The organism is Vibrio sp. 10N.247.310.23 (assembly GCF_041467155.1).
Lineage (GTDB): Bacteria > Pseudomonadota > Gammaproteobacteria > Enterobacterales > Vibrionaceae > Vibrio > Vibrio crassostreae_C.
The window spans coordinates 152,759-173,558 of record NZ_JBFSTZ010000003.1; the positions used below are offsets into that span (position 1 = coordinate 152,759).

A 20,800-nucleotide genomic window follows, 5' to 3' on the forward strand; every position below is an offset into this window, starting at 1 on the left:
CCGCTCTCACGTGTCAACACATTTCAGGACGGGACAACACGCATAAAAAACCCAGTCAAATTTGACTGGGCTGGCTTAAAAGAATCTGTTTTATATCATTCCCTAATAACCCGCAGTGGACGGTTTGATTCTATATAAAATAGCGAACATCACCGGTACTACTATTAGCGTTAGTACGGTAGCAAAGCCTAAGCCTGCCATGATGGTAATCGCCATCGAGCCGAAAAATGCATCGAATACCAAAGGAATCATACCCAAGATAGTCGTTAATGCTGCCATAGATACCGGTCGTACACGACTAATCGCACTGTCGACAACCGCTAAATATGGGTCTTTACCTGTTGATAGCTCACTGTTGATCTGGTCAAGCAGTACAATGCCGTTCTTCAAAATCATGCCGCTTAGACTCAATAAGCCAAGGAACGCTGTGAAGCTGAATGGCATATTGGTACCTAACAGACCAATTGAAACACCAATGATAGAGAGTGGAACCGTAAACCAAATCACAAGCGGCTTACGAACCGAGTTAAACAGAAGCATCGTGATGATAAACATCAGCAAATAACCCATTGGCAGTGAGCCAAACAGAGATTCTTGCGCATCTTTAGAGCTTTCGTACTCACCACCCCAGCTAATGCTGTAGCCTTCTGGTAAATCTAATGCTTCTACCTTTGGTTTCACACGAGCAAACAGACTCGCTGGCGTTTCATAACCAAGAACATCGTGGTCAGCCAATACTGTTAGCGTACGTTTTCTGTCGCGACGCTGAATCAGTGGCTCAGACCATTGAAGCTCTACGCCATCAATCACTTGCTCAACTGGGATGTAAGTTTGTAGTGATGGGCTCCAAATCTTCACATTGTTTAGCGATTCGAAATCAAAACGCTCTTCTTCCGGTAAACGCGCCACGATAGGTAACATATGAGTACCATCACGCAGTAGGCCGATGTTGTAACCGCCAAACGCCATCTGTAATGTCTCAGACAAGTCAGTTTTTGAAATGCCTAGGCGACGAGCCTTAGATTCGTTGAACAGTGGTACAAGTTCTTTAGTACGTTCACGCCAGTCATGACGAACATTTCGAGAGCCTAGATCGGCAAGCAAGATGTCTTCGACTTCAACTGCAATGTTACGCAGTACTTGTGGATCGGCACCGATAATACGCGCTTCAATTTTTGAAGCGGGTGACGGACCAAACTCAATCAACTTGAACTGGAACGTTGGTTGCTCAAATTCGTTCGCTAAGTCTTTGTCTAGCGCCGCTAGAGCCTTAAACATAGTGTCGCGGTCAGTGGTTCTTACTTGTAACTGGGCGTACGCTTCGTAGCTTTTCTATGGTTGGTAAGTCAGTGCGAAACGTTGCATGCCCTGCCCAACCGTTGTCGTTACAAACTCCACGTCGTCTTGCTGGCGAATGTAGCTTTCAACTTTTTCTGTCTGCTTGATCGTTTCACGAACATCGGTGCCTTCTGGCATCCACATGTCTACGTAAAACATTGGGGTATTTGACGGCGGGAAGAACTGCTGCTTCACCATACCAAAACCGACGACAGAAACTGCTAATAGAGCGACCATACTAACTACAGTAAGCCATCTAAATCGAAGTGCTACTTTCAGACACGCACCGAATACCACAAACAGGATGCCTTTGTATGGGTCTTCGTTCTCATCAACCTTGTCTTCTTCTTTAAGCAACATCTCGGCAAGGAATGGCGTTAGTGTTAGTGCAGTTACCCAACTCAAAAACAGTGAGAAACACAGTACCCAAAACAGTGAACCCATGAATTCGCCTGTCGCATCCTTCGACAAACCAATCGGTGCAAACGCTGTGATAGCGATAATGGTCGCACCTAACAGTGGCCATTGTGTTTGCTTGACGATGTCTTTCGCTGCTTGAAGCTTGGTTTTGCCTTTCTTCAAGCCCACCAAAATACCTTCAACGACAACAATCGCATTATCCACCAGCATACCCAGCGCGATGATCAGTGCCCCCAGAGATATGCGGTGCAGTTCAACATCGTTGTAATCCATCAGGATGAAGGTACCGAATACCGTCAATAGAAGAACCAAACCGATGATCAAACCACTGCGTAAGCCCATTGCGAACAACAATACAATTATAACGATGGCTACCGCTTCAACTAGGCTGATTAAGAAGTCAGCCACAGATTTGTCTACTTCTTGCGCTTGGTTGTAGAAGTAATTCAGTTCTACACCCGCTGGCTTAATGCTTTCTAGGCGATCCAGTTCCGCATCCAGTGCTTTACCAATCTCAACCACGTTTACACCAGAAGAGAACGCAATACCCAAGTTGATTGCTGGTTTACCGTTGTACGTTAATACATTGCCCGGCTTTTCTTGAATACCACGAGTTACTTCAGCGACATCTTTCAAGCGAATCAGGTTACCTGTATCGCGACCATGAATGATCAGGTTTTCTAGTTCTTCAACCGTGCTTAAGGTGCCGTTTGGCTTGATCGTAAGGCTTTGACCATTCAGCATCACCTCGCCTGCCGATACCACACTGTTTTGCTGTGCTAGCAATGCTGTCACCGTCGACATATCTAGGTTCAATGCGGCTAAGCGTTCCAGTGACATCTCAACAAACAGTTGTTCTTGTTGGTCACCTGCAATGCTAACTTTACCGACACCGTCGACCAGTTCGATTTCACGCGTTAGGTAATCTGCGTACTGTTTGAGCTCAACGTAATCGTAACCATCACCGGTCAGCATGATCATCACACCAAACACATCACCAAAATCATCGATGATCTGAACGGAATTTACACCACTTGGCAGTGTTGGTTGTAGATCGTTGATCTTACGGCGCATTTCATCCCAGATCTGAGGCAGCTCGTCTGGACCGTAGTCCATCTTCATACTGACCATAATTTGGGACATACCGTTCGATGATGTCGAGGTAATCTTGTCGATGTACGGAAGCTGTCTTATCTCTTTTTCTAGTGGGTAAGTCAGCTCTTCTTCAACTTCCATTGACGTAGCGCCAGGGTAAGTTGAAATAATCATTGCATCTTTAATGGTAAAAGCTGGGTCTTCTAAACGGGATAGATTACCAAAAGACGTCACACCGCCAATGGCCAAAATGACTAGAAACAGCCAGCTGATTACTTTGTTCTTTATTGAATATTCTGCGATGTTCATTCTGCTTTTCCTGACAATTGGATTCCGTCACGGAGTTTTCTTAAATTCGAATTTACGAGTAGCTCACCTTGCTCAACACCATGAGCGATGAGTGCGCCTTGGCCACTGATCTTGTCGACTTCTACTTCGCTTTTGAATGCTTGTCCGTCTTCCATTTTCCACACATAGAACTGATTCGCTTCAGAGCCCGCTTCTAGCGTTGTCATTGGTAATTGGTAGCCTTGAACATCGCTCAGGCCCGCTTTCGCCATATCTACATTGACCGTAACGCTCGTGCCCGGCAGAATTTCACTTTCAGGCTGCTGCATCTGCATCCAAAATTCGTAGGTACGGGATTGTGGGTGCAGTTCACTGGTGTGTTCTAGATACGTCAGTGGATATTGGCCTGTGTGACCGCCAAAGGTCGCCTCAGGACGATAGCTATTTGAAAGCATGTCTGGGCTAATTGACGCCAAGATCGAATCTGATACTTGAATTCGCACATACACCTTGTCGTTCTGGTACACACTCAGTAGTGTTTCTCCAGGCGTCGTATTTTCGAATCGTTGCTTATCGACAGTTGAAACTGTTCCTGAGAACGGCGCTAAAAGTTCTGTGTAACTCAGCTTGCGTTTCGCCGCCGCCAAATTCGCCGATGCGAGCTTATAGTTAGCCGTCAGTTGGTCGTGTTCTGATTGCGATAACATTTCGCTGCCAAACATCTCCGTTCCACGGGCCAACTGTTTGCTTGCCAGTTTGAATTGAGATTGAGCATCAGTCAGATCTTGTACGTACGTTGCGTTATCTAAGGTGGCTAATAACTGCCCTTTTTCGACATTGTCGCCCGCTTCTACTAATACTTGTTGAATCTCGCCTGCTAGCTTAAATGCCAAGGGAGTCAATTCAGCTGGCATCACCTGTCCATTAAAACTTCTGAACTGATTAGGGCGTGTTGATCTTTGCTGTACATTTCGCGTTCAACAATACATCGGTAGCCACATTAACATGAATGCCAGCGATAACATGCTGGCATAATTCCTTTCTAGCTTGTCATATCTACTTGAAATAGCTCGATAATGCTTAATTCTCCCAAAGGCATTTTCGACCAAGTGACGATACTTGTATAAACACCAATCCATACTGTCTTTGTCTATATCTTGTCCGTAATTGCGTTTAGCAATTACCGTTTCTCCGCCACGTTCCTTAACAAAAGTACGGAAAGGTTCGCTGTCATATCCTTTATCACAAACGATGGTATTAACTTCATCGAGTTGCTCAACTAAGCTTTCGGCATGCACTATATCGTGGCGTTGTCCCTCTGATAAATCAAAGCAAATCGGCAGGCCACCACTATCTACGGCTAAGTGAATTTTGGTTGAGTTGCCCCCGCGACTTTTTCCTATTTGCTCTGAACTTTCAGTAGCTGCACCTGTACTATGCTGATGTGCTCTAACTATAGAGCCATCAAGAAATACCCATTCAAAATCAGCCATGTTAGATAAACTTTTGAAAAGATTATCTAAAATCCCTTTCTTTGACCAAAGATTAAATCGTCTGTAAACGGTACTCCGAACTCAGAGGGTAGATCTCGCCAAGGAATACCTGTTCTCATTCGATAAAGTATTCCTTCAAATGTCATTCGATGTTCAGTTTTATCGTAAATACGACCTGTACTTTTCATAACTTGGAGTAGCAGTTCCCAGCGAATATCAGTTAGCATTGTTCTTGGCATGGTATTGGTTATGGTTTTACTTTTGGCGAAGCAAATTATAACTCTTTACCATGCTGTTCAAAAAACACTCACGAAAGATCAACACGCCCTAGTAAGCGGTGCGCCAACTTCAAAGGTAGAAACCAACAAAGGTGGTTGTTCACGGTGTACAGCTTCATTGTTACAGGCTTGAAGTAACAGAACCGACGCGACAACAACTGATAATTTTGAAAGGTTCATTAAATACCGCCCTCACGAAGCCAAGCTTTTACTTGTTGTCCGTCTGATAACACATCCACACCCGCTTCAACGATAAGGTCACCAGACGACAATCCGTCGATAACCTTGCCTTGCTCATCAAGAAGGACTTGTACTTTAGAAATCAGTTGAGAGTCAGGGTTATAACGCCATAGTTCACCATGGCCTACGTCTTTGTTTAACCAAGCTGAATCCACAATACCAATGCCGTAGTCAGATTTACTTTTCTGAACTTCAACTTGCGCTGTCATACCAGAAAGTAGATTGATGCCTTCTGGCTTTTCGATAGACACAACCGCTTGGTAGCTGTTGGTATCTTCATCTGGTTGCGTTGAGATTTCTTTAAAGCGAGTCGGGATACGAATGCCGCGGTGGCTGTCCATCACAACCCACATGTTTGAGCTCGTTAGGTCTTGAATAGAACGGTCTTCAAGCTTTGATACTGGAATTGAAAACGTCACATCCATTTCACTGTGATTCAAAATATTCAGTACAGGCTGCTTTTCTGCGATCAATTGATATTGCTTTCCAAACACCATCGATACCACGCCATCGAATGGAGCAACTAAGGTAGTGTAGCCAAGGTTTGTTTTTGCTTGGTCCAACTCAACTTCAGCGGCAGTAAAGGTGTTTACGGCTTGGTCGTAGTAATCGGTACTGACCAGTTTTTTCGCATACAACTCAGAAGCTTGTTTGTATTGGCTGTTCGCCAGATCAAATTTAGCTTGGGCTGCGTCAACGGCAATACGGTAATCCGTCGCGTCTAATACGGCTAACACCTGACCTTTCTTCACTTCTTGTCCCATACGAACATCGAAGGTTTCTATATCTCCACCCACTTGGAAAGAAAGTGCCGCACGGTCGGTTGCATCAACCTTTGCAATGAAGCTATCGAGATCAATATCAGTCTGTTGTGGGATTTCGAACAGCTTGACTGGCTTGATTACCTGCACATTTTCCTCTGACTGAACTTTGTCACATCCAGTTAGAGAGCCTGCGAGCAATAGTGCTGCAATAACAGCTCCCATGCGCTTGCTCGATATGGCATTGATCGACAAATTGAACTGCATGATGCCTCTCCGTTTAATTATTATTATTTATTACACAGGTGGGCAGTATATTTAATATTAAATAATTCTCAAGCTTTACTTTCCACTTGTGCAGTATTTTTTATTTCAGTAAAAACAGTGTAGAATGTTGTAATCAGGTAATTATGTGAAATGAAGATGACCGAAAAGAAGCAAGGTAGAAGAAGTGCAAAAGACGCCGAAGAGACGCGTTTTTTGATCATGAGCGTTGCCGCAGACATGTTCTGTGACTTTGGCTACGATCGTGTATCACTGCGAAACATCAGTGAAAAGGCAGGCGTCTCGCATAGCCTTATCCGCCACCACTTTGGTAGCAAAGAAAAGATTTGGCATGCAATAAGTGATTGTTTACACGATTATTTTCAGTCTTACATCAGTAAGATTATGGAAGAGCTGCCAAAAGATGTTGCGCCAAATATCGCTATCTACCTGTTTAGCATGCGTCTGTTCACCAACATGATTCACTCACGTAGGCCAATGCAGCTTATTTCAGACTCTGTTCGCCAAGAAGACAACCTAGTTGATTACTTCATCGACAATGTCGGCGATGTTGAAAAAGAGATTAACGGGCTTGCCGCTGAGTACAATGCAGCTAACCCAGACAAAATGATCAACATTTACGAAGTTAAATGGCAAATGATCATGTACGCAAACGGCGCTGTATGCCTCACTCCCTTTATGGAAAGCACTTGGAATGAAGGTGATATGGTCACCTCACCCGAAGACGCCCTACTTAAGCATTGGCAGCTTTTCAACACGCAGATGGTCAGCAAGTTCAATATTGATGAAGAGTGGGCTCTAAATCCAACCTCGATTGAAGAGCTGATTTATGAAGTGCCATGTGAATGGAAGTGTAACCAGGAACATAAAGCTTAATCGGGTTCATAACCATTATGAGCTTATAAGATACAAAAACGCGCCGTTACAGAAGTCACTGTAACGGCGCGTTTTTATATGTATAGATCTTTAAACTGGAGCTTTGTACAGCTTATTAGCGACGTGCTTTACCGCGGTTTTGGTGAATCTTAAGCTTCGCTTTCATCTTACGTTTTTCTGATGAACGGCTTTTGCTGCGACCACCACGATCGGGCGCTAGATCTTTTTCAAGGCTTGGTTCAAAGCCCTCTAGCCACTCTTGAGGCAAGCGAGTGTCAAGTAATCGCTCAATATCACCCAATAGGTAAGCTTCATCCTGACTCATCAAAGAGATCGCTAAGCCGCTGTTACCCGCACGGCCAGTACGTCCGATGCGGTGAACATAATCTTCTGCTTTAAATGGCATGTCATAGTTCACAACTTGTTCTAGCTGCTGAATATCAATACCACGAGCTGCCACGTCGGTTGCGATCAACGCACGAACTTTGCCTGACTTGAAATCGTCTAGGGCTTTTTGACGCGCACCTTGGCTCTTATCGCCATTGATTGATGCCGCTTTAATGCCGTCTAACTTAAGCTCTTTAACGAGAGCATCAGTGCCCTGCTTAGTCTTTGTGAACACCAACACTTGTTGCCAGTTTTTTGAACCAATCAAATACGCTAATAGCTCACTTTTACGCGACTTATCTACCGGGTAAACCATCTGTGTTACGGTTTCAGCGGTGCTGTTTTTTGGCGTAACTTGGATTTCACTTGGCTTCTGCATCATACGGTGTGCAATCGCTTTGATTTTGTTATCAAACGTTGCAGAGAAGAACAGAGTTTGACGCACTTCGTTCATGCGAGAAAGAATACGCTTGATGTCAGGCATGAAGCCCATATCTAACATACGGTCAGCTTCATCCAGTACCAGTACTTCCGTTTGGCTCAACATGATGTTTCTAGTGAACATGTGATCAATAAGACGACCAGGCGTCGCGACAAGAATATCTGCGCCACCGCGTAAGTTATCAGTTTGCACCTTCATGCTAACGCCGCCGTAAGCCACCACGACTTTAATGTCGGTGCCCTTTGCGTAGCTAGTTAAGTTATCGAAAACCTGTTGTGCCAATTCACGAGTTGGCACTAATACAAGCGCACGAACGAGCTTAGGGTTCGGAATAACGTTGTCTTTTGTCTCGATTAATCTTTGAATAATCGGTAAACCAAACGCAGCCGTTTTACCTGTACCCGTTTGAGCACCAGCCAGTACATCTTTGCCTTCTAATACCAATGGAATTGCTTGTTCTTGAACACTGGTAGGAGCCGTAAAATTAAGCTCAGACAACGTGGCAAGAAGATGCTCAGATAATCCTAGTTGGTTAAAAGATTTTGTAGATTCAGACATAGTATGATGCTCAAAGATTAAATAGGCGCGGATTGTAGCAAACCTGCATTACGCTGTTTACCTTTCCTTTTGATTTTTCTTCATTTGAAGCGCATTAAACTGCTTAGCTTCCTCTAAAACGTTGGGATAAAGCTCATTAAAGTGACACTGCAACGTATCATAGTGACGTTCGAGGTCATCGTAACATGCCTCGAGCATACCGAGCTTAGGCCTTCTCAACGCCATTCGCTGCAACACCACCTCTATAGATGACATGTCTTGATAGCTCTCTAACCATCTATGCTCAGCCATTTTCTGATGAACCATAACGAAATTTTCAGGCCAGTGTGGCTCTTGATGTTCAAAGATCTGCTCATGGCTATCTAAACAAAAACGCTCTAATGTCTGCTGTGAAAACTGATCCCAATGATTGGCTAAGCAGTGATCCCAAAATACATCGAGTGCGATAGGCGCAAAGCGTCGTGTTTGGTCTGAGAAAAGTGATTTTGCAGAACGAGATACATCATGACGATCAGTATAGCTATCAACAAATCGATGAAGCCTAATACCGTCAGAAAGGGAATCAGAATAGTGTTTATTAGGGTCGCCTTTAACAAAATCACCTAACAGGTTACCTGCTAAGTTGCTGTTACAGTGCTTGGCGATGTGAAGGTGTGCGAGAAAGTTCATTGAACCTCATTAAAGTATCGAGAACTAAGTAACATGGTAAACGTACTCGTTTATCTTCGCGAACTTTAATGAGGATAGTTTTGGTATGACGTGTGAGCGAATACGATTTGCTCAGTTTAGAATTGTTTGCTTTGAGAAGCTTTAGCTAAGAAAACTTTTAGCTTTAAAACGTTTCAGTTGAAACTGAATTAAAGATCTTAAAAGCTTAGTTCGAAGACTTGAAAAGCTCTTCTGCTAACTGTTTCACTGTCTGCTCATAGTCAGACAAATCAATGCCAATTTCCATAGCATCTAACAACTCTAGACTTTCGTCGTTATAAGATTGGTCACTCATTGTGCCCCCTCTATTCCTTGATGTGGACATGATGTCCGATTAACTAGTGCACCATCTTGGACTTATATTATGTCACTTTGATGAACGCACTCTACTCTACCCATTCCATATTCATAGCTTAAAGCTACTCGCGATCATTAACGCTTTTTTGCGCTAAAGGGGTATACGCGAACGACATATGTACTGCCACCTTACACCAAGTACAACAAATTACTCTATAAATTTTGAAACCGATCATGGTCAAACGTTTGCTTTGCTCAATTGAATGCTGACACGCCCCTTTGTGTAAATATTAATTTACAGTGGATGTTTTTAATTACAATAAGAATTGCATTTGGAATTAAACTCAATCAGAATACTTCAAAATCGAGATATTCTTTGGGTTTATGCGCTTAAGCTAGAAGAATTACAATGAAAACACACCCTAACGTAAAGAATTATATACAATGAATAAATCAAAGGTTTTTGGTAGTACTTTGATCATTGCAGGCACAACCATTGGTGCTGGCATGCTCGCTCTTCCACTTGCTTCTGCAGGTATTGGCTTTTCAACTTCACTTTTCTTGATGCTGGGTTTATGGGCGTTAATGGCTTTTACTGCGCTATTAATGGTAGAGCTTCACCAATTCGCAGAATCTGACGCTACCCTACACACGTTAGCTCATACCATTTTGGGGACAAAAGGAAAGTGGATTGCGAGCTTCGCGGTGATGTTTCTTTTCTACGCTCTGTGTGCGGCATACATAGCTGGCGGCGGTGCGCAATTTAACCAACGAATTTCGGATATCGCGGGTATCGAACTTAATGCTCAAATCACCACGCTTCTATTTACCCTATTAGTTGCCGGCGTTGTTACGATTGGTACACACAGTGTTGATAAAGTTAACCGCGTTTTGTTTGGCTTAAAGCTTATCGCGATGGTTTTGGTACTCAGCTTCCTAGCGCCAAACATTACCTCTCAATACTTAATGAGCATGCCTTTACAGCAAGGCCTGATTGTTGCGGCTATTCCGGTTGTGTTTACCTCTTTTGGTTTCCACGGCAGCATCCCATCAATTGTTCGATACCTAGATGGTGACGTTCGTTCTTTACGTAAGGTAATGATTATTGGCTCGGCACTGCCTCTGGTTATCTACGTTTTCTGGCAAAGTGTTACTTTGGGCGTGATTAGCCAAGAGCAGTTGTTGTCTGACACAAGCTTGGGCGCGCTATTAGTCTCGCTATCGCAAACGGTTCATCAATCCAACCTAAGCGTGATCGTCGGTGTGTTTGCAGACCTTGCACTGCTGACATCTTTTATTGGTGTGAGCTTGGGCTTATTTGAATTCATGGGCGACTCACTGAGCAAGAAACTAGGTAACGCAAAACGTGTTAAGACAGCTGCTATCACCTTCTTACCGCCACTGGGGTTTGCCTTATTTTACCCACAAGGCTTCATCATGGCTTTAGGCTACGCAGCCATTGCACTTTCAGTGCTCGCGATTCTGTTACCAACAGTGATGGTCTACAAGGTTCGTTACACTGATTTCTCTGTCAAACCACAATCTTCAGAAGCCAGTTACCAAGTGTTAGGCGGTAGCAAAGCGTTGTTTTTAGCAGGTAGCGTTGGCGTATTTATCATTGCGATTCAAGTTCTTATTTCAGTAGGGTTACTGCCTTCTTTAGGCTAATAAACCTATACAGAACTAATTTACTTGATTCAGATCTCATAAATGACATATCACTATCATTAATTTTCACAATTAGTCGATTGAAGTCACATTTTTATTGAGGTCGGTTATTTAGAGTCCACGGTAAAGGATTTACCGTGGAGTTTTTATGAAAGAAGTACAATTTCGAACGATAGACAAACTGTTTATTAAGATGTCGATCAACGACAAGTTTTGGGTCATTTTCTTAATCTTTTTTGCCGCTCTGGCAAGCCTAGCTGGACTGAACTACGTCAACAAAATGGAACACATTGACGTAACTGCAAAACAGCAGGTCGAGTATCAACTGCAAGGCATTTTATCAGCATCAGATTCCCCGGCATCTGTTCGCTCTGTTAGCCAGCAAACTCGCGCTCAACAAACCACTATTTCAAATAATGGTTCTGTGACTGCCACAGCACTCGCACAAGATGGCAACTACTACTCACTTACCGTTTCAACTAACGATATACAGAATCAAAAGCAGCAAGCACTGTACACTTTATTACTGAGCTTCTTGTGGTGTGTGCCTTTTGGCCTTTTCTGTTACTGGGTAGCGACTTTCCTAGGCGGCGCACTTTGGGTTCTTTATTCAACGACTCAAAAGATTGGTGATGGTGACTTAACATCACGCCTTGGCTTCCACCCTGGCCGTGATGAGTTCGGCACGATTGGTTGTGCGCTTGACCGTTCAATGGACACGCTTAGTGAGTTAGTCAACAACGTAAACCACAGTGCAGCAACGCTAAGCGAAACATCGGCTTCTTTCGAAACTGAGATGAAGCGCAGCGAAACACAAATCATGAGCCAAAATGCCTCTCTAGACTCTGTAGCGACAGCAATGGATCAGATGACAGCTTCGGCAAATGAAGTCTCTAACATCTCTGCACGCTCAACTGAACAAACAGAACAAGACGCGCAGCAAATCAACGATAGCCACGCGAAGGTTCAACAGGCAATCTCGGAAATCACCACCCTTTCTTCTTTGATTGAGCAAACCTCATCTTCTGTTACTAGCTTGAATGTGAATACGAGCCAAATTAACGAGGTCATCACGACGATCAATGCTATTTCAGAGCAAACTAACTTACTTGCTTTAAATGCCGCGATTGAAGCCGCTCGTGCGGGCGAGCAAGGCCGAGGTTTCGCTGTTGTTGCTGATGAAGTAAGAACACTGGCAAGCCGCACTCAGTCGGCTACTGTAGAAATCCAAGCGATGATTGAACGCTTACAGCAAGAGAGCCAAAATATCGCGAAGATCACCGAACAGACGGTTGACCAAGCGCAAACCAGTAGCCAGTTGATTTCAAACATTGGTCACGACGTAAACTCGATTGCAGATTCAGCTCAAGCACTAATGGACATGAGTATCCAAATCGCAACATCAGCCGATGAGCAAAGTAACGTTGCCAATACGATTGCAGCAGAGCTTAACGATATTCGAAGCCAATCCGATGTGATTAAAGACGTGGCTCAGAATTCTTCAAATGGCGTATCTAGGCTAACAGAAGCGTCGGTTTCTCTATCTCAGACATTGGCACGCTACCGAACTTAAGGATCAACTGGTGAACTAGCGGCGTGAATTGAAAACAAACTAATGAGGACTCGTAATGGGTCCTTTCTTTTTGGCTTTTGTTTAATAACATTACAAGAACCATGGTCAATAACGATGACATTATCAATTACCATGAAGCAAGTCGCAAAGGAGAGATTAAGAAGTGTCAGAACTGTCTAATATTCGAGCTTAGGAGTAATCTAATTGAACGGGTCTTTTTTCGCTTACCCCCTTGCTGCAGGTGACACATAATGAATAAAACAGAAACACCAAACACCGACGACATTGCATGCCCTTTATGCCAACACGACGAGTATCTGCTTTCAGAAAGTGGAGAAAAGTTTACTTGTGCATCTTGCGGTTTCCACACCAAACAATTTAGTAAGGTAGTCAGCCTTCAACTAAGCTCTACCCCACCAAAGCTGCAGAATTCGATATACCACCATTTGAGCAGTGCTTGCCATTAATCCAAACTGAAATTTCTTCTAAACTGTAGATATCCTGAGCCGCGAGTTCTGCTGAGTCGGCTTCGGGATCTACGATTGCTTCATCAATACTCGGGCGTAATCGAAACGATTGGATACCCGCGCGAACACCAGCCTCAATCCCTTTCAACGTATCATCCACGTAGATGCACTCATTTGGCAGAAAGCCCATGTTCATGGCCGTGTACATGATTAGATCAGGCTCTGGCTTCCAGCTGTTAGCATCAAAAGCTGAGAACACTTTGCCTTTGAAGTCGTCTAGCATGCCTGTCATCGCCAATGAAGATTCAACCCTAGATTTCGGTGCATTGGAAGCAATACAAAACTCGATGTCTTGTTGTTTGAGGAATTCAATAAGTTCGATAGCGCCATCCATCGGTTTTAAATGACGCTGGAACAGTGCTTGTAATTCATTGCGATATAACGGCTCAAGTGTATCAATCGAGATAGATAACCCAAGACGTTCTTGTGTATCCATTAAGATGTCGGCTAGCTTCCCGCCTTGAAAGTGCGCATAGCAGTCGTTGACGTTTAGCTCCGCTCCAAAGCCAGTGAAAACGTTCACCAAAGCTTGGCAGCACAGCTTTTCACTATCGATAAGTGTTCCGTCACAATCGAAAATCACACATTTAGTCTGTTCTAACCGCATAGGTATCTCACTCAGATTGAATCCAAGTTTTATCCTATAGTGTTCTTTCAATGCGCGAGATGATTGAGGTAACAGTTTGCAGATACAGGCTTATTTCTCTTCGCGAAATATGGAGTTGATCACTTTATCGCTCAGCATAAGCAACAGTTTTCATTAAATTAACCCAGATTCTACGAAACCAAATACTGCGAGGTTTACATAAGCTACTCAATTTCAGGAGAAAATATAAATCACTACTTCCTAGCCGGATCGTGGTGAATCGATAAAAAAAATGGCTTATAGGCTACTCAGATAGAGCGACAATTAGCTAACAACCGACTCTTCTAAGACCTTAGCTTCAAGCGAAGGTGAAGACGCATATTCTACAGTTCCAGTATCGGGGTACGAATCTCGGATAGCGACAAACTCGGATAAGTGTTTCAGTAGCAATTTAGTTAGCTGAGGATCAAACTGGTAGCCACACTCTCGCTCAAACAAATCGACCACCATATCTAACGGCCACGGTTCTTTGTAGCAACGTGCACTAAGCAGCGCATCAAACACATCGGCTACGGCAGTGATACGAGCAAACAGGTGTATTTCATCACCCACTTTTCCATTCGGGTATCCAGCACCATCCCAACGCTCGTGATGTTCGTTAGCAATGATTGCCGCGAGGTTGGTAATATCACCCGCTCCGCTCTTTAGTAAGTTATAGCCAGCCGTAGTATGAAGCTTCATCACCTCCCACTCTTGGTCGGTTAATTTCCCAGGTTTATCCAAGATTGATTCAGGGACTGAAATCTTACCCACATCGTGCATTGGGCTGATGATCTCAATCATCTCGACCTCGCGATGGCTCAAGCCACGATACTTAGCAAGCAGTGCAGACAACTTGGCTACACGCTTAACATGATTACCAGTTTCGCCAGAGCGGGTTTCAATTGCCTCTCCGAGAACATGAATCATATCCTTTTGGATATTCAAGGTCTGTTTCTGAAGCTTTAAGATTCGTTTGTTCTTATTCGCCAACTCTTTCTTTTGGCGCAGAGTGACAAATTGCATCAAGATGATCAGGCTCAAACCCGCAATCACCATCGACAGCCCCAATAACAACTGGAAGTTTTTGCGAATAAAGGATGAAGGCTCGTTAATGAAAACCGCTTCGTCAGGTAACGCGTTTCCACTAATCCCGTATCTCTTCATTGCAGGGTAATTGAATACAAAACGTTTGTTGTCTCCGGGAGTTAACGGTGTAGTAAAACCAAGTGGAAGGTATTTATCCAACGCATCGACGGCCTGTTCACCCATGCTTTGTGAGTGATTAACGTAACCACCGAGTACATCACCCGAAATATAGAACTGCCATAAAGCAAACACCGGAGCAGCACTCGCTTTTGACAACGTATCCGCAATCTCTTGGTAAGTGTGATAAACCCCTTGCTTTAACTCGGTGTTGTAATGACTGAGCAATACCGCATCGTCCGCAGAGATCCCTTCCAAAAATTGGCTCGTATGCTCCAGCGACAAGTCGCGAATTTCTACGAGATTGATATTTGAAAATTCAGCCATCATTTTGTTCATTTCTTTATGAATCAATTCAGACGTGACACTATAATCATTTACAAAATAGAGATTCTTTAGATTAGGTCTTAATTTGGAGATCAGCTTAATATTAACGTCTATCTGATCGTTCTCGTAAAGCACAGTTGCTCTGTCAGACACCGCGTACATGTCGGTGCTGAAATCATTGATGCCGGCTGCAACGACAGGTGTGGAGCGATCAATCAAATTAGGCAGAGATTCAAGAAAATTGGCTGCGTTATCGTCCGTCGCAATTACGCCATCAAATTTATAACCTGCATACTTCGCACGTAAGTAGTTCGCGAGAGAGTCGTAATACTCTGGGCTGTGGACACGCTTTGAATCCAAATACTCTATTGAGAGTTTAACTTCGGTTTGAGACTGGCTGAACGCACTGTCTATCCCTTTTTGGAAGTCAGCAGTCCATTGATAAGAAGGTTCGTATGAGTGTAAAACTAGGATGCGTTTAATATCCCAGTCGTTAGCAAAACTGAGTGAAGAATAAGCGCTAACACATAATACAGCGATTGATATCAATAGCTTGTACATACAATACCCTTTAAATAAGACGGGGTATTGTACTTAGATTAACGCTTTGTCAAAGAATCTTTAGTTCTCGATCCATACTTTATCGCAAGAAGCATGATCTTGTGCCCAAAAATCGTGTAACTGCTTAGCAAAGTTGTTGATACTTTGACCATTTTCAGCAACGACATCCGAGATCAATAGGGAACCATCCGCTTCTGTGACGATAGCGCTCGCCACAACTTCACCGTTTTGAGTACCAATATATAATACATGATCGTCAGAAAGCATAATTTGGCTCAAGAACTCAAGCATGTGTGCCCTTTCGATTTCATCTTGGTAAACGCTTGCTTGGTTGAGTGAAAATAGCACGGTCAATTTATGGAAATCGACTTTATGCAGTTCATCAATTTGGGAAGGAGTTTGATCTTGTGCTAGGAGTTGGTATGTCTTGGATGGAAGTTTGCTTTGATAAAGTTCACGGCCGAGGAGGCTCTCTTTTGCGGGGTAAGCAATATCGAGCTGACTAAATAGCCATTGGTTTTTCTTGTGTGCAATTTCAGGTATTTCGTTATTCATTCTTTTAGTACCTACGGTTAGTATCCCCAAATATCGCAGTTATTTGGAAGACATACGGTCGGCTGAGGTGCCGAGCTACAAGCAGAGAGCATACAGAGCATGACCAAGGCCAACAAGTACTTTAAATGCTTCATATTTTTCATTATCCAACAACATCCTTTAAGAACTTAACGAAAAGCTCTACACTCGTATCCAAGCTTTCAATATCCTTATAGTAAACAGAACTATATAAATAAAAAGGACTTCTTATGAAAAAAGCCTTAATAGCAGCAGGTATCGTGACAATGTTAGCTGGCTGTTCGGACAACGAGGTTGGCGACGTCTCACTGGGTTTCTTCACAATGAAGGATATCAAGATGTCTTCATTAGATGACGATAAGATCGCGGGTGTTACCTGTCATATCGCATCAATCGAAGCAAACCTTAGCCTTTCTGATCCAAGTGATAGCTCTATATCTTGTCGTCAAACAGGTGAAATTACACCAGAAATGATTGCTCAAATAGACAAGAGTAAGTCTGGCGAAGTGGTATTCAAGCAATCGAAAAGTATCTTCTTTAAAACAATGAAGGTTCGTCGTATCTACGATGCAGAGAATCAGTCGCTGCTCTACTTGTCTTACACCACCAAAGAAACAGAAGGTAGCTTCAAACACAGCCTTTCAACTGTTCCACTATGGGGTACAGAGGCTTACGTTGATCCAGCGGCGTTAGTACAGCCAACCGAGTAGTTTCAAACATATAGTTAGTTGAATCACCTGTACAGACATTGTGCAGGTGATTCAAAATGTAATAAAAATGAAAGAAACAGAAACAAAATGTGATATCATGCGGCAAAATTTTTTCACTGTATTTTTCATATGAAGTTTCCTGGACAGCGTAAATCTAAGCACTACTTTCCAACTCACGCACGTGATCCGTTGGTCAACCAAATTCAACAAACGCCTAAGCTTCACCGCGCAACGATTGTGGGTGTTGGCCAAACGATTGTTGATATCGAAGCCCGTGTTGACAACGAGTTCCTAGAAAAATACGAGCTGAGTAAAGGTCACTCACTGGTATTGGAAGAAAGTAAAGCAGATGCGCTGTATGAAGAGTTAGTTGAGCGCGGTTTGATCACGCATCAATATCCTGGCGATACTATCGGCAACACACTGCACAACTATTCCGTACTTGCGGACAGCAAATCGGTCCTGCTTGGCGTAATGTCTAAGAAGATTGAAGTTGGCTCATTTGGTTATCGTTACCTTTGCCGCACTTCTTCTCGTATGAATCTAAACCACCTTCAAACTGTTGATGGTCCAATTGGTCGTTGTTACACGCTGATTTCTGAAGATGGCGAACGTACGTTTGCAATCAACGAAGGCCACATGAACCAACTTCTTCCAGAAAGCATTCCTGAAAAAGTCTTCGAGAAAGCGTCTGCATTGGTTGTGTCGTCATACCTAATGCGTGGCAAACCTGAAGATCCGATGCCAAAAGCGGTACAAAAAGCGATTGAATACGCGAAAGCGCACAATGTGCCTGTTGTACTAACACTTGGTACTAAGTATGTGATCGAAGGCAACGCTGAATGGTGGCAAGAATACCTGAAAGAAAACGTAACCATCGTCGCGATGAACGAAGATGAAGGTGAAGCGCTAACGGGTGAAAAAGATCCTCTATTGGCTGCTAACAAGGCACTTGAGTGGGTTGACCTAGTTCTATGTACTGCAGGTCCTATTGGTCTATACATGGCAGGTTACACTGACGAACCAGCGAAACGCGAAACCACACTGCCATTGTTACCGGGTAACATCCCTGAGTTCAATAAATACGAATTCAGCCGTGCGATGCGTAAGCAAGACTGTAAAGACCCAGTAAAAGTGTACTCTCACATTGGCCCTTACCTAGGTGGCCCACTTGAGATTAAGAATACCAATGGCGCTGGCGATGGTGCACTTTCAGCACTACTTCACGACATGGCAGCAAATAGCTACCACCACGTGAATGTACCAAACTCAGAGAAACACGAGCACACTTGTCTAACTTACTCTTCACTGTCTCAAATTTGTAAGTACGCAAACCGTGTAAGCTACGAAGTGTTGACTCAGCACTCTCCTCGCCTTTCTCGTGCATTACCTGAACGCGAAGATAGCTTAGAAGAAACATACTGGGATCGTTAATCGACCATATTAGGCAGTTACCTCTTAAAGGTTAACGCCAAGTGAGATTACCCATTCCTTGAAGGGCTGCTATATGCAGCCCTTTTTGTATTCAACACCAATATAACGGCAGGTGAAGTTAATCATATCGAATATTTTGCTCGTTTAAGATTTGATCTCGCGCAATGACTCTTTAGATCTGTTATCTTCCAGCACATAATTCGTGTGGTTTGCCTTTACTTGGCAAATTTATACAGTACTATCGCCACGCAAACGTTTACGTACCGCCTTTCGGTTCTGATATAAGGATCAAATATGCTGTCTGATATTGATATTTGTCGCTCTACTCCCCTTAAAAACATCAGTGAGGTTGCCAAGCAAGCTGGCCTGCACCACAACGAACATCAGCCATTAGGGCAATTCAAATCTAAAGTGTCTCTCACGTCACTTGAACGCCTCGCCAACCAACAAGATGGTAAATTAGTCGTAGTCACGGCGATCACACCGACACCTCTTGGTGAAGGCAAAACCGTCACTACTATCGGATTAGCACAAGGCCTCGCAGAGATTAACCAATCTGCAATGGCCTGCATTCGCCAGCCTTCAATGGGTCCGGTATTTGGTGTAAAAGGTGGCGCTGCGGGTGGTGGTTACTCTCAAGTTGCCCCTATGGAACAATTAAACCTGCACCTGACGGGCGATATTCATGCTGTTACGGCCGCTCACAACCTCGCCTCTGCCGCCATTGATGCACGTTTGTATCATGAACAACGGGAAGGCTTAGAGGCGTTTGAAGCGCGTTCTGGCTTAAAAGCCTTGGATATTGACCCAAGCAGAATCGTTTGGCGACGTGTACTTGACCACAATGATCGCGCACTACGCATGATCACGGTTGGCAAGAACGAAGCAGACAAAACAATTAACGGCTTTGAGCGAGAAGATGGATTTGATATCTCAGCTGCTTCAGAGCTAATGGCCATTCTTGCTCTAGCCAATGACCTTCAAGATTTGAGAAAGCGCATCGGACGAGTGGTACTTGCCTACAACAAACAAGGCTTGCCGTTGACCGCAGATGACTTCAACGTTGCAGGCGCAATGACCGTAACCATGAAGGATTCTATTGAACCAACATTGATGCAAACCCTTGAAGGCGTTCCTACCCTAATTCACGCCGGGCCTTTCGCGAACATCGCACATGGTAACTCTTCAATTATTGCCGATGAGATAGCGTTAAAACTGAGTGACTTTGTCGTGACCGAAGGTGGTTTCGGCTCAGATATGGGCTTTGAAAAAGCGTGCAACATAAAAGCAAAAGCGTCGAACAAAAAGCCCGATTGCGCTGTGGTTGTTGCAACATTACGTGGATTAAAGGCCAACTCTGGTTTATACGATTTGAGACCCGGCACTCCATTACCAGATTCAATTTTTAATGATGACCAAGACGCGCTAATTGCAGGCTTTGAGAACCTAAAATGGCACATCAACAACGTTAAGCAATACCAAGTGCCTACAGTTGTTGCGATTAACCGATTCCCACAAGACTCAGCTCAAGAGCTCGATGCTTTGAAACAGATGATCACCGACTTCGACTCAAGCGTTAACGTTGAAGTAAGCGAAGCATTTGGTCAAGGTGGCGAAGGCGCGACTCAACTGGCTCACGCTGTAGTCAAAGCTTGCCAAAAACAGAGTGAATTTAAGCCTTTGTATCACTCAGAGCAAAGCCTAGAAGAAAAGCTGATGGCAGTTGCTGAAGTTGGTTATGGCGCGGCAAGTATTTCGCTATCTCCACTGGCTAAAAAACAACTGGCTGAATTCAAACTGCATGGCTATAGCGACCTATCAGTTTGTTTGGCAAAAACACCACTATCGATCTCGACAGAAGCACACGTAAAAGGTGCACCAACCCAATTTGACGTGCCTGTTAGAGAACTAAAATTGTGTGCTGGTGCTGGCTTTATTTACGCGTTGTGCGGCAATGTAATGACCATGCCAGGCTTGCCTGACAAACCGGCGTTCATGTCGTTAGATATTGATAGTAATGGAAATATCGTCGGCCTAAGCTAGCTGCCCTTAGTTAGATAATCGGCAATTAATCGCGATTAATTTAGCTTAGGTTTCGGAGCAGTGTTCTATATTGAGCAATCATTTACT

13 protein-coding genes and 4 pseudogenes are annotated in these 20,800 nt (G+C 43.8%); 6 read left to right on the forward strand and 11 right to left on the reverse strand.

The window, feature by feature from the left end; genetic code table 11:
- Positions 1-102 precede the first annotated feature (102 nt).
- From AB6D93_RS03425 to AB6D93_RS03440, 5 genes and pseudogenes are all read right to left on the reverse strand, one after another.
- Positions 103-3,162: pseudogene (locus tag AB6D93_RS03425) on the reverse strand (efflux RND transporter permease subunit).
- Positions 3,159-4,085 (reverse strand): annotated as a pseudogene (locus AB6D93_RS03430) (efflux RND transporter periplasmic adaptor subunit); the annotation flags it as partial. The pseudogenes AB6D93_RS03430 and AB6D93_RS03425, both read right to left, overlap by 4 nt.
- Positions 4,086-4,118: 33 nt before the next feature.
- A pseudogene (locus AB6D93_RS03435) lies at positions 4,119-4,873 on the reverse strand (IS5 family transposase).
- Between the two features lie 90 nt (positions 4,874-4,963).
- A pseudogene (locus AB6D93_RS24145) lies at positions 4,964-5,092 on the reverse strand (efflux RND transporter periplasmic adaptor subunit); the annotation flags it as partial.
- Positions 5,092-6,180, reverse strand: coding sequence for an efflux RND transporter periplasmic adaptor subunit (locus AB6D93_RS03440; RefSeq protein ID WP_017064636.1), 1,089 nt, complete (start codon positions 6,178-6,180; stop codon positions 5,092-5,094). The gene AB6D93_RS03440 and the pseudogene AB6D93_RS24145, both read right to left, overlap by 1 nt.
- Positions 6,181-6,330: 150 nt before the next feature.
- On the opposite strand from AB6D93_RS03440, the gene AB6D93_RS03445 reads away from it, so the two are divergent.
- A complete protein-coding gene (locus AB6D93_RS03445) occupies positions 6,331-7,074 on the forward strand; it encodes a TetR/AcrR family transcriptional regulator (protein WP_017064637.1) in 744 nt (247 codons plus the stop codon).
- Between the two features lie 115 nt (positions 7,075-7,189).
- Here the strand turns inward: AB6D93_RS03445 and AB6D93_RS03450 are convergent, their stop codons facing one another.
- The 3 genes from AB6D93_RS03450 to AB6D93_RS03460 all read right to left on the reverse strand — a co-directional run bounded on the left by AB6D93_RS03450 (position 7,190) and on the right by AB6D93_RS03460 (position 9,464).
- Positions 7,190-8,461: a DEAD/DEAH box helicase gene (locus tag AB6D93_RS03450; RefSeq protein ID WP_017059829.1), complete on the reverse strand. Its 1,272-nt coding sequence runs from the start codon at positions 8,459-8,461 to the stop codon at positions 7,190-7,192.
- Positions 8,462-8,518: 57 nt separating this feature from the next.
- The gene (locus AB6D93_RS03455) at positions 8,519-9,130 is read right to left on the reverse strand and encodes an ACP phosphodiesterase (protein ID WP_017059830.1); all 612 of its coding nucleotides are present in this window, start codon (positions 9,128-9,130) and stop codon (positions 8,519-8,521) included.
- Between the two features lie 205 nt (positions 9,131-9,335).
- On the reverse strand, positions 9,336-9,464 hold the full coding sequence (locus AB6D93_RS03460; protein ID WP_017059831.1) for a hypothetical protein: 129 nt from the start codon (positions 9,462-9,464) through the stop codon (positions 9,336-9,338).
- A gap of 446 nt (positions 9,465-9,910) precedes the next feature.
- Between AB6D93_RS03460 and AB6D93_RS03465 the strand changes: the two genes are divergently transcribed.
- Complete coding sequence (locus AB6D93_RS03465; RefSeq protein ID WP_017059832.1) at positions 9,911-11,134, forward strand: aromatic amino acid transport family protein; 1,224 nt, start codon at positions 9,911-9,913, stop codon at positions 11,132-11,134.
- Positions 11,135-11,282: 148 nt separating this feature from the next.
- Complete coding sequence (locus tag AB6D93_RS03470; RefSeq protein ID WP_017064641.1) at positions 11,283-12,707, forward strand: methyl-accepting chemotaxis protein; 1,425 nt, start codon at positions 11,283-11,285, stop codon at positions 12,705-12,707.
- Positions 12,708-13,115: 408 nt separating this feature from the next.
- Here AB6D93_RS03470 and AB6D93_RS03475 read toward each other — a convergent pair whose 3' ends face one another.
- From AB6D93_RS03475 to AB6D93_RS03485, 3 genes are all read right to left on the reverse strand, one after another.
- Complete coding sequence (locus AB6D93_RS03475; protein WP_017059834.1) at positions 13,116-13,841, reverse strand: HAD-IA family hydrolase; 726 nt, start codon at positions 13,839-13,841, stop codon at positions 13,116-13,118.
- Positions 13,842-14,144: 303 nt separating this feature from the next.
- Positions 14,145-15,953: an HD domain-containing phosphohydrolase gene (locus tag AB6D93_RS03480; protein WP_102333464.1), complete on the reverse strand. Its 1,809-nt coding sequence runs from the start codon at positions 15,951-15,953 to the stop codon at positions 14,145-14,147.
- A 60-nt stretch (positions 15,954-16,013) separates the two neighbouring features.
- Positions 16,014-16,508, reverse strand: a complete 495-nt coding sequence (locus AB6D93_RS03485; RefSeq protein WP_017064644.1) for a hypothetical protein — start codon at positions 16,506-16,508, stop codon at positions 16,014-16,016.
- 248 nt (positions 16,509-16,756) lie between these two features.
- Between AB6D93_RS03485 and AB6D93_RS03490 the strand changes: the two genes are divergently transcribed.
- From AB6D93_RS03490 to AB6D93_RS03500, 3 genes are all read left to right on the forward strand, one after another.
- Positions 16,757-17,236 carry a CreA family protein gene (locus AB6D93_RS03490; RefSeq protein ID WP_371725173.1) on the forward strand — a complete coding sequence of 160 codons (480 nt, stop codon included), beginning with the start codon at positions 16,757-16,759 and terminating at the stop codon, positions 17,234-17,236.
- Between the two features lie 129 nt (positions 17,237-17,365).
- Entirely contained in the window at positions 17,366-18,670 is a 1,305-nt protein-coding gene (locus tag AB6D93_RS03495) for an inosine/guanosine kinase (protein ID WP_017069885.1), read from the forward strand.
- A 294-nt stretch (positions 18,671-18,964) separates the two neighbouring features.
- On the forward strand, positions 18,965-20,713 hold the full coding sequence (locus tag AB6D93_RS03500) for a formate--tetrahydrofolate ligase (RefSeq protein ID WP_102331911.1): 1,749 nt from the start codon (positions 18,965-18,967) through the stop codon (positions 20,711-20,713).
- The last annotated feature ends 87 nt before the right edge of the window (positions 20,714-20,800 follow it).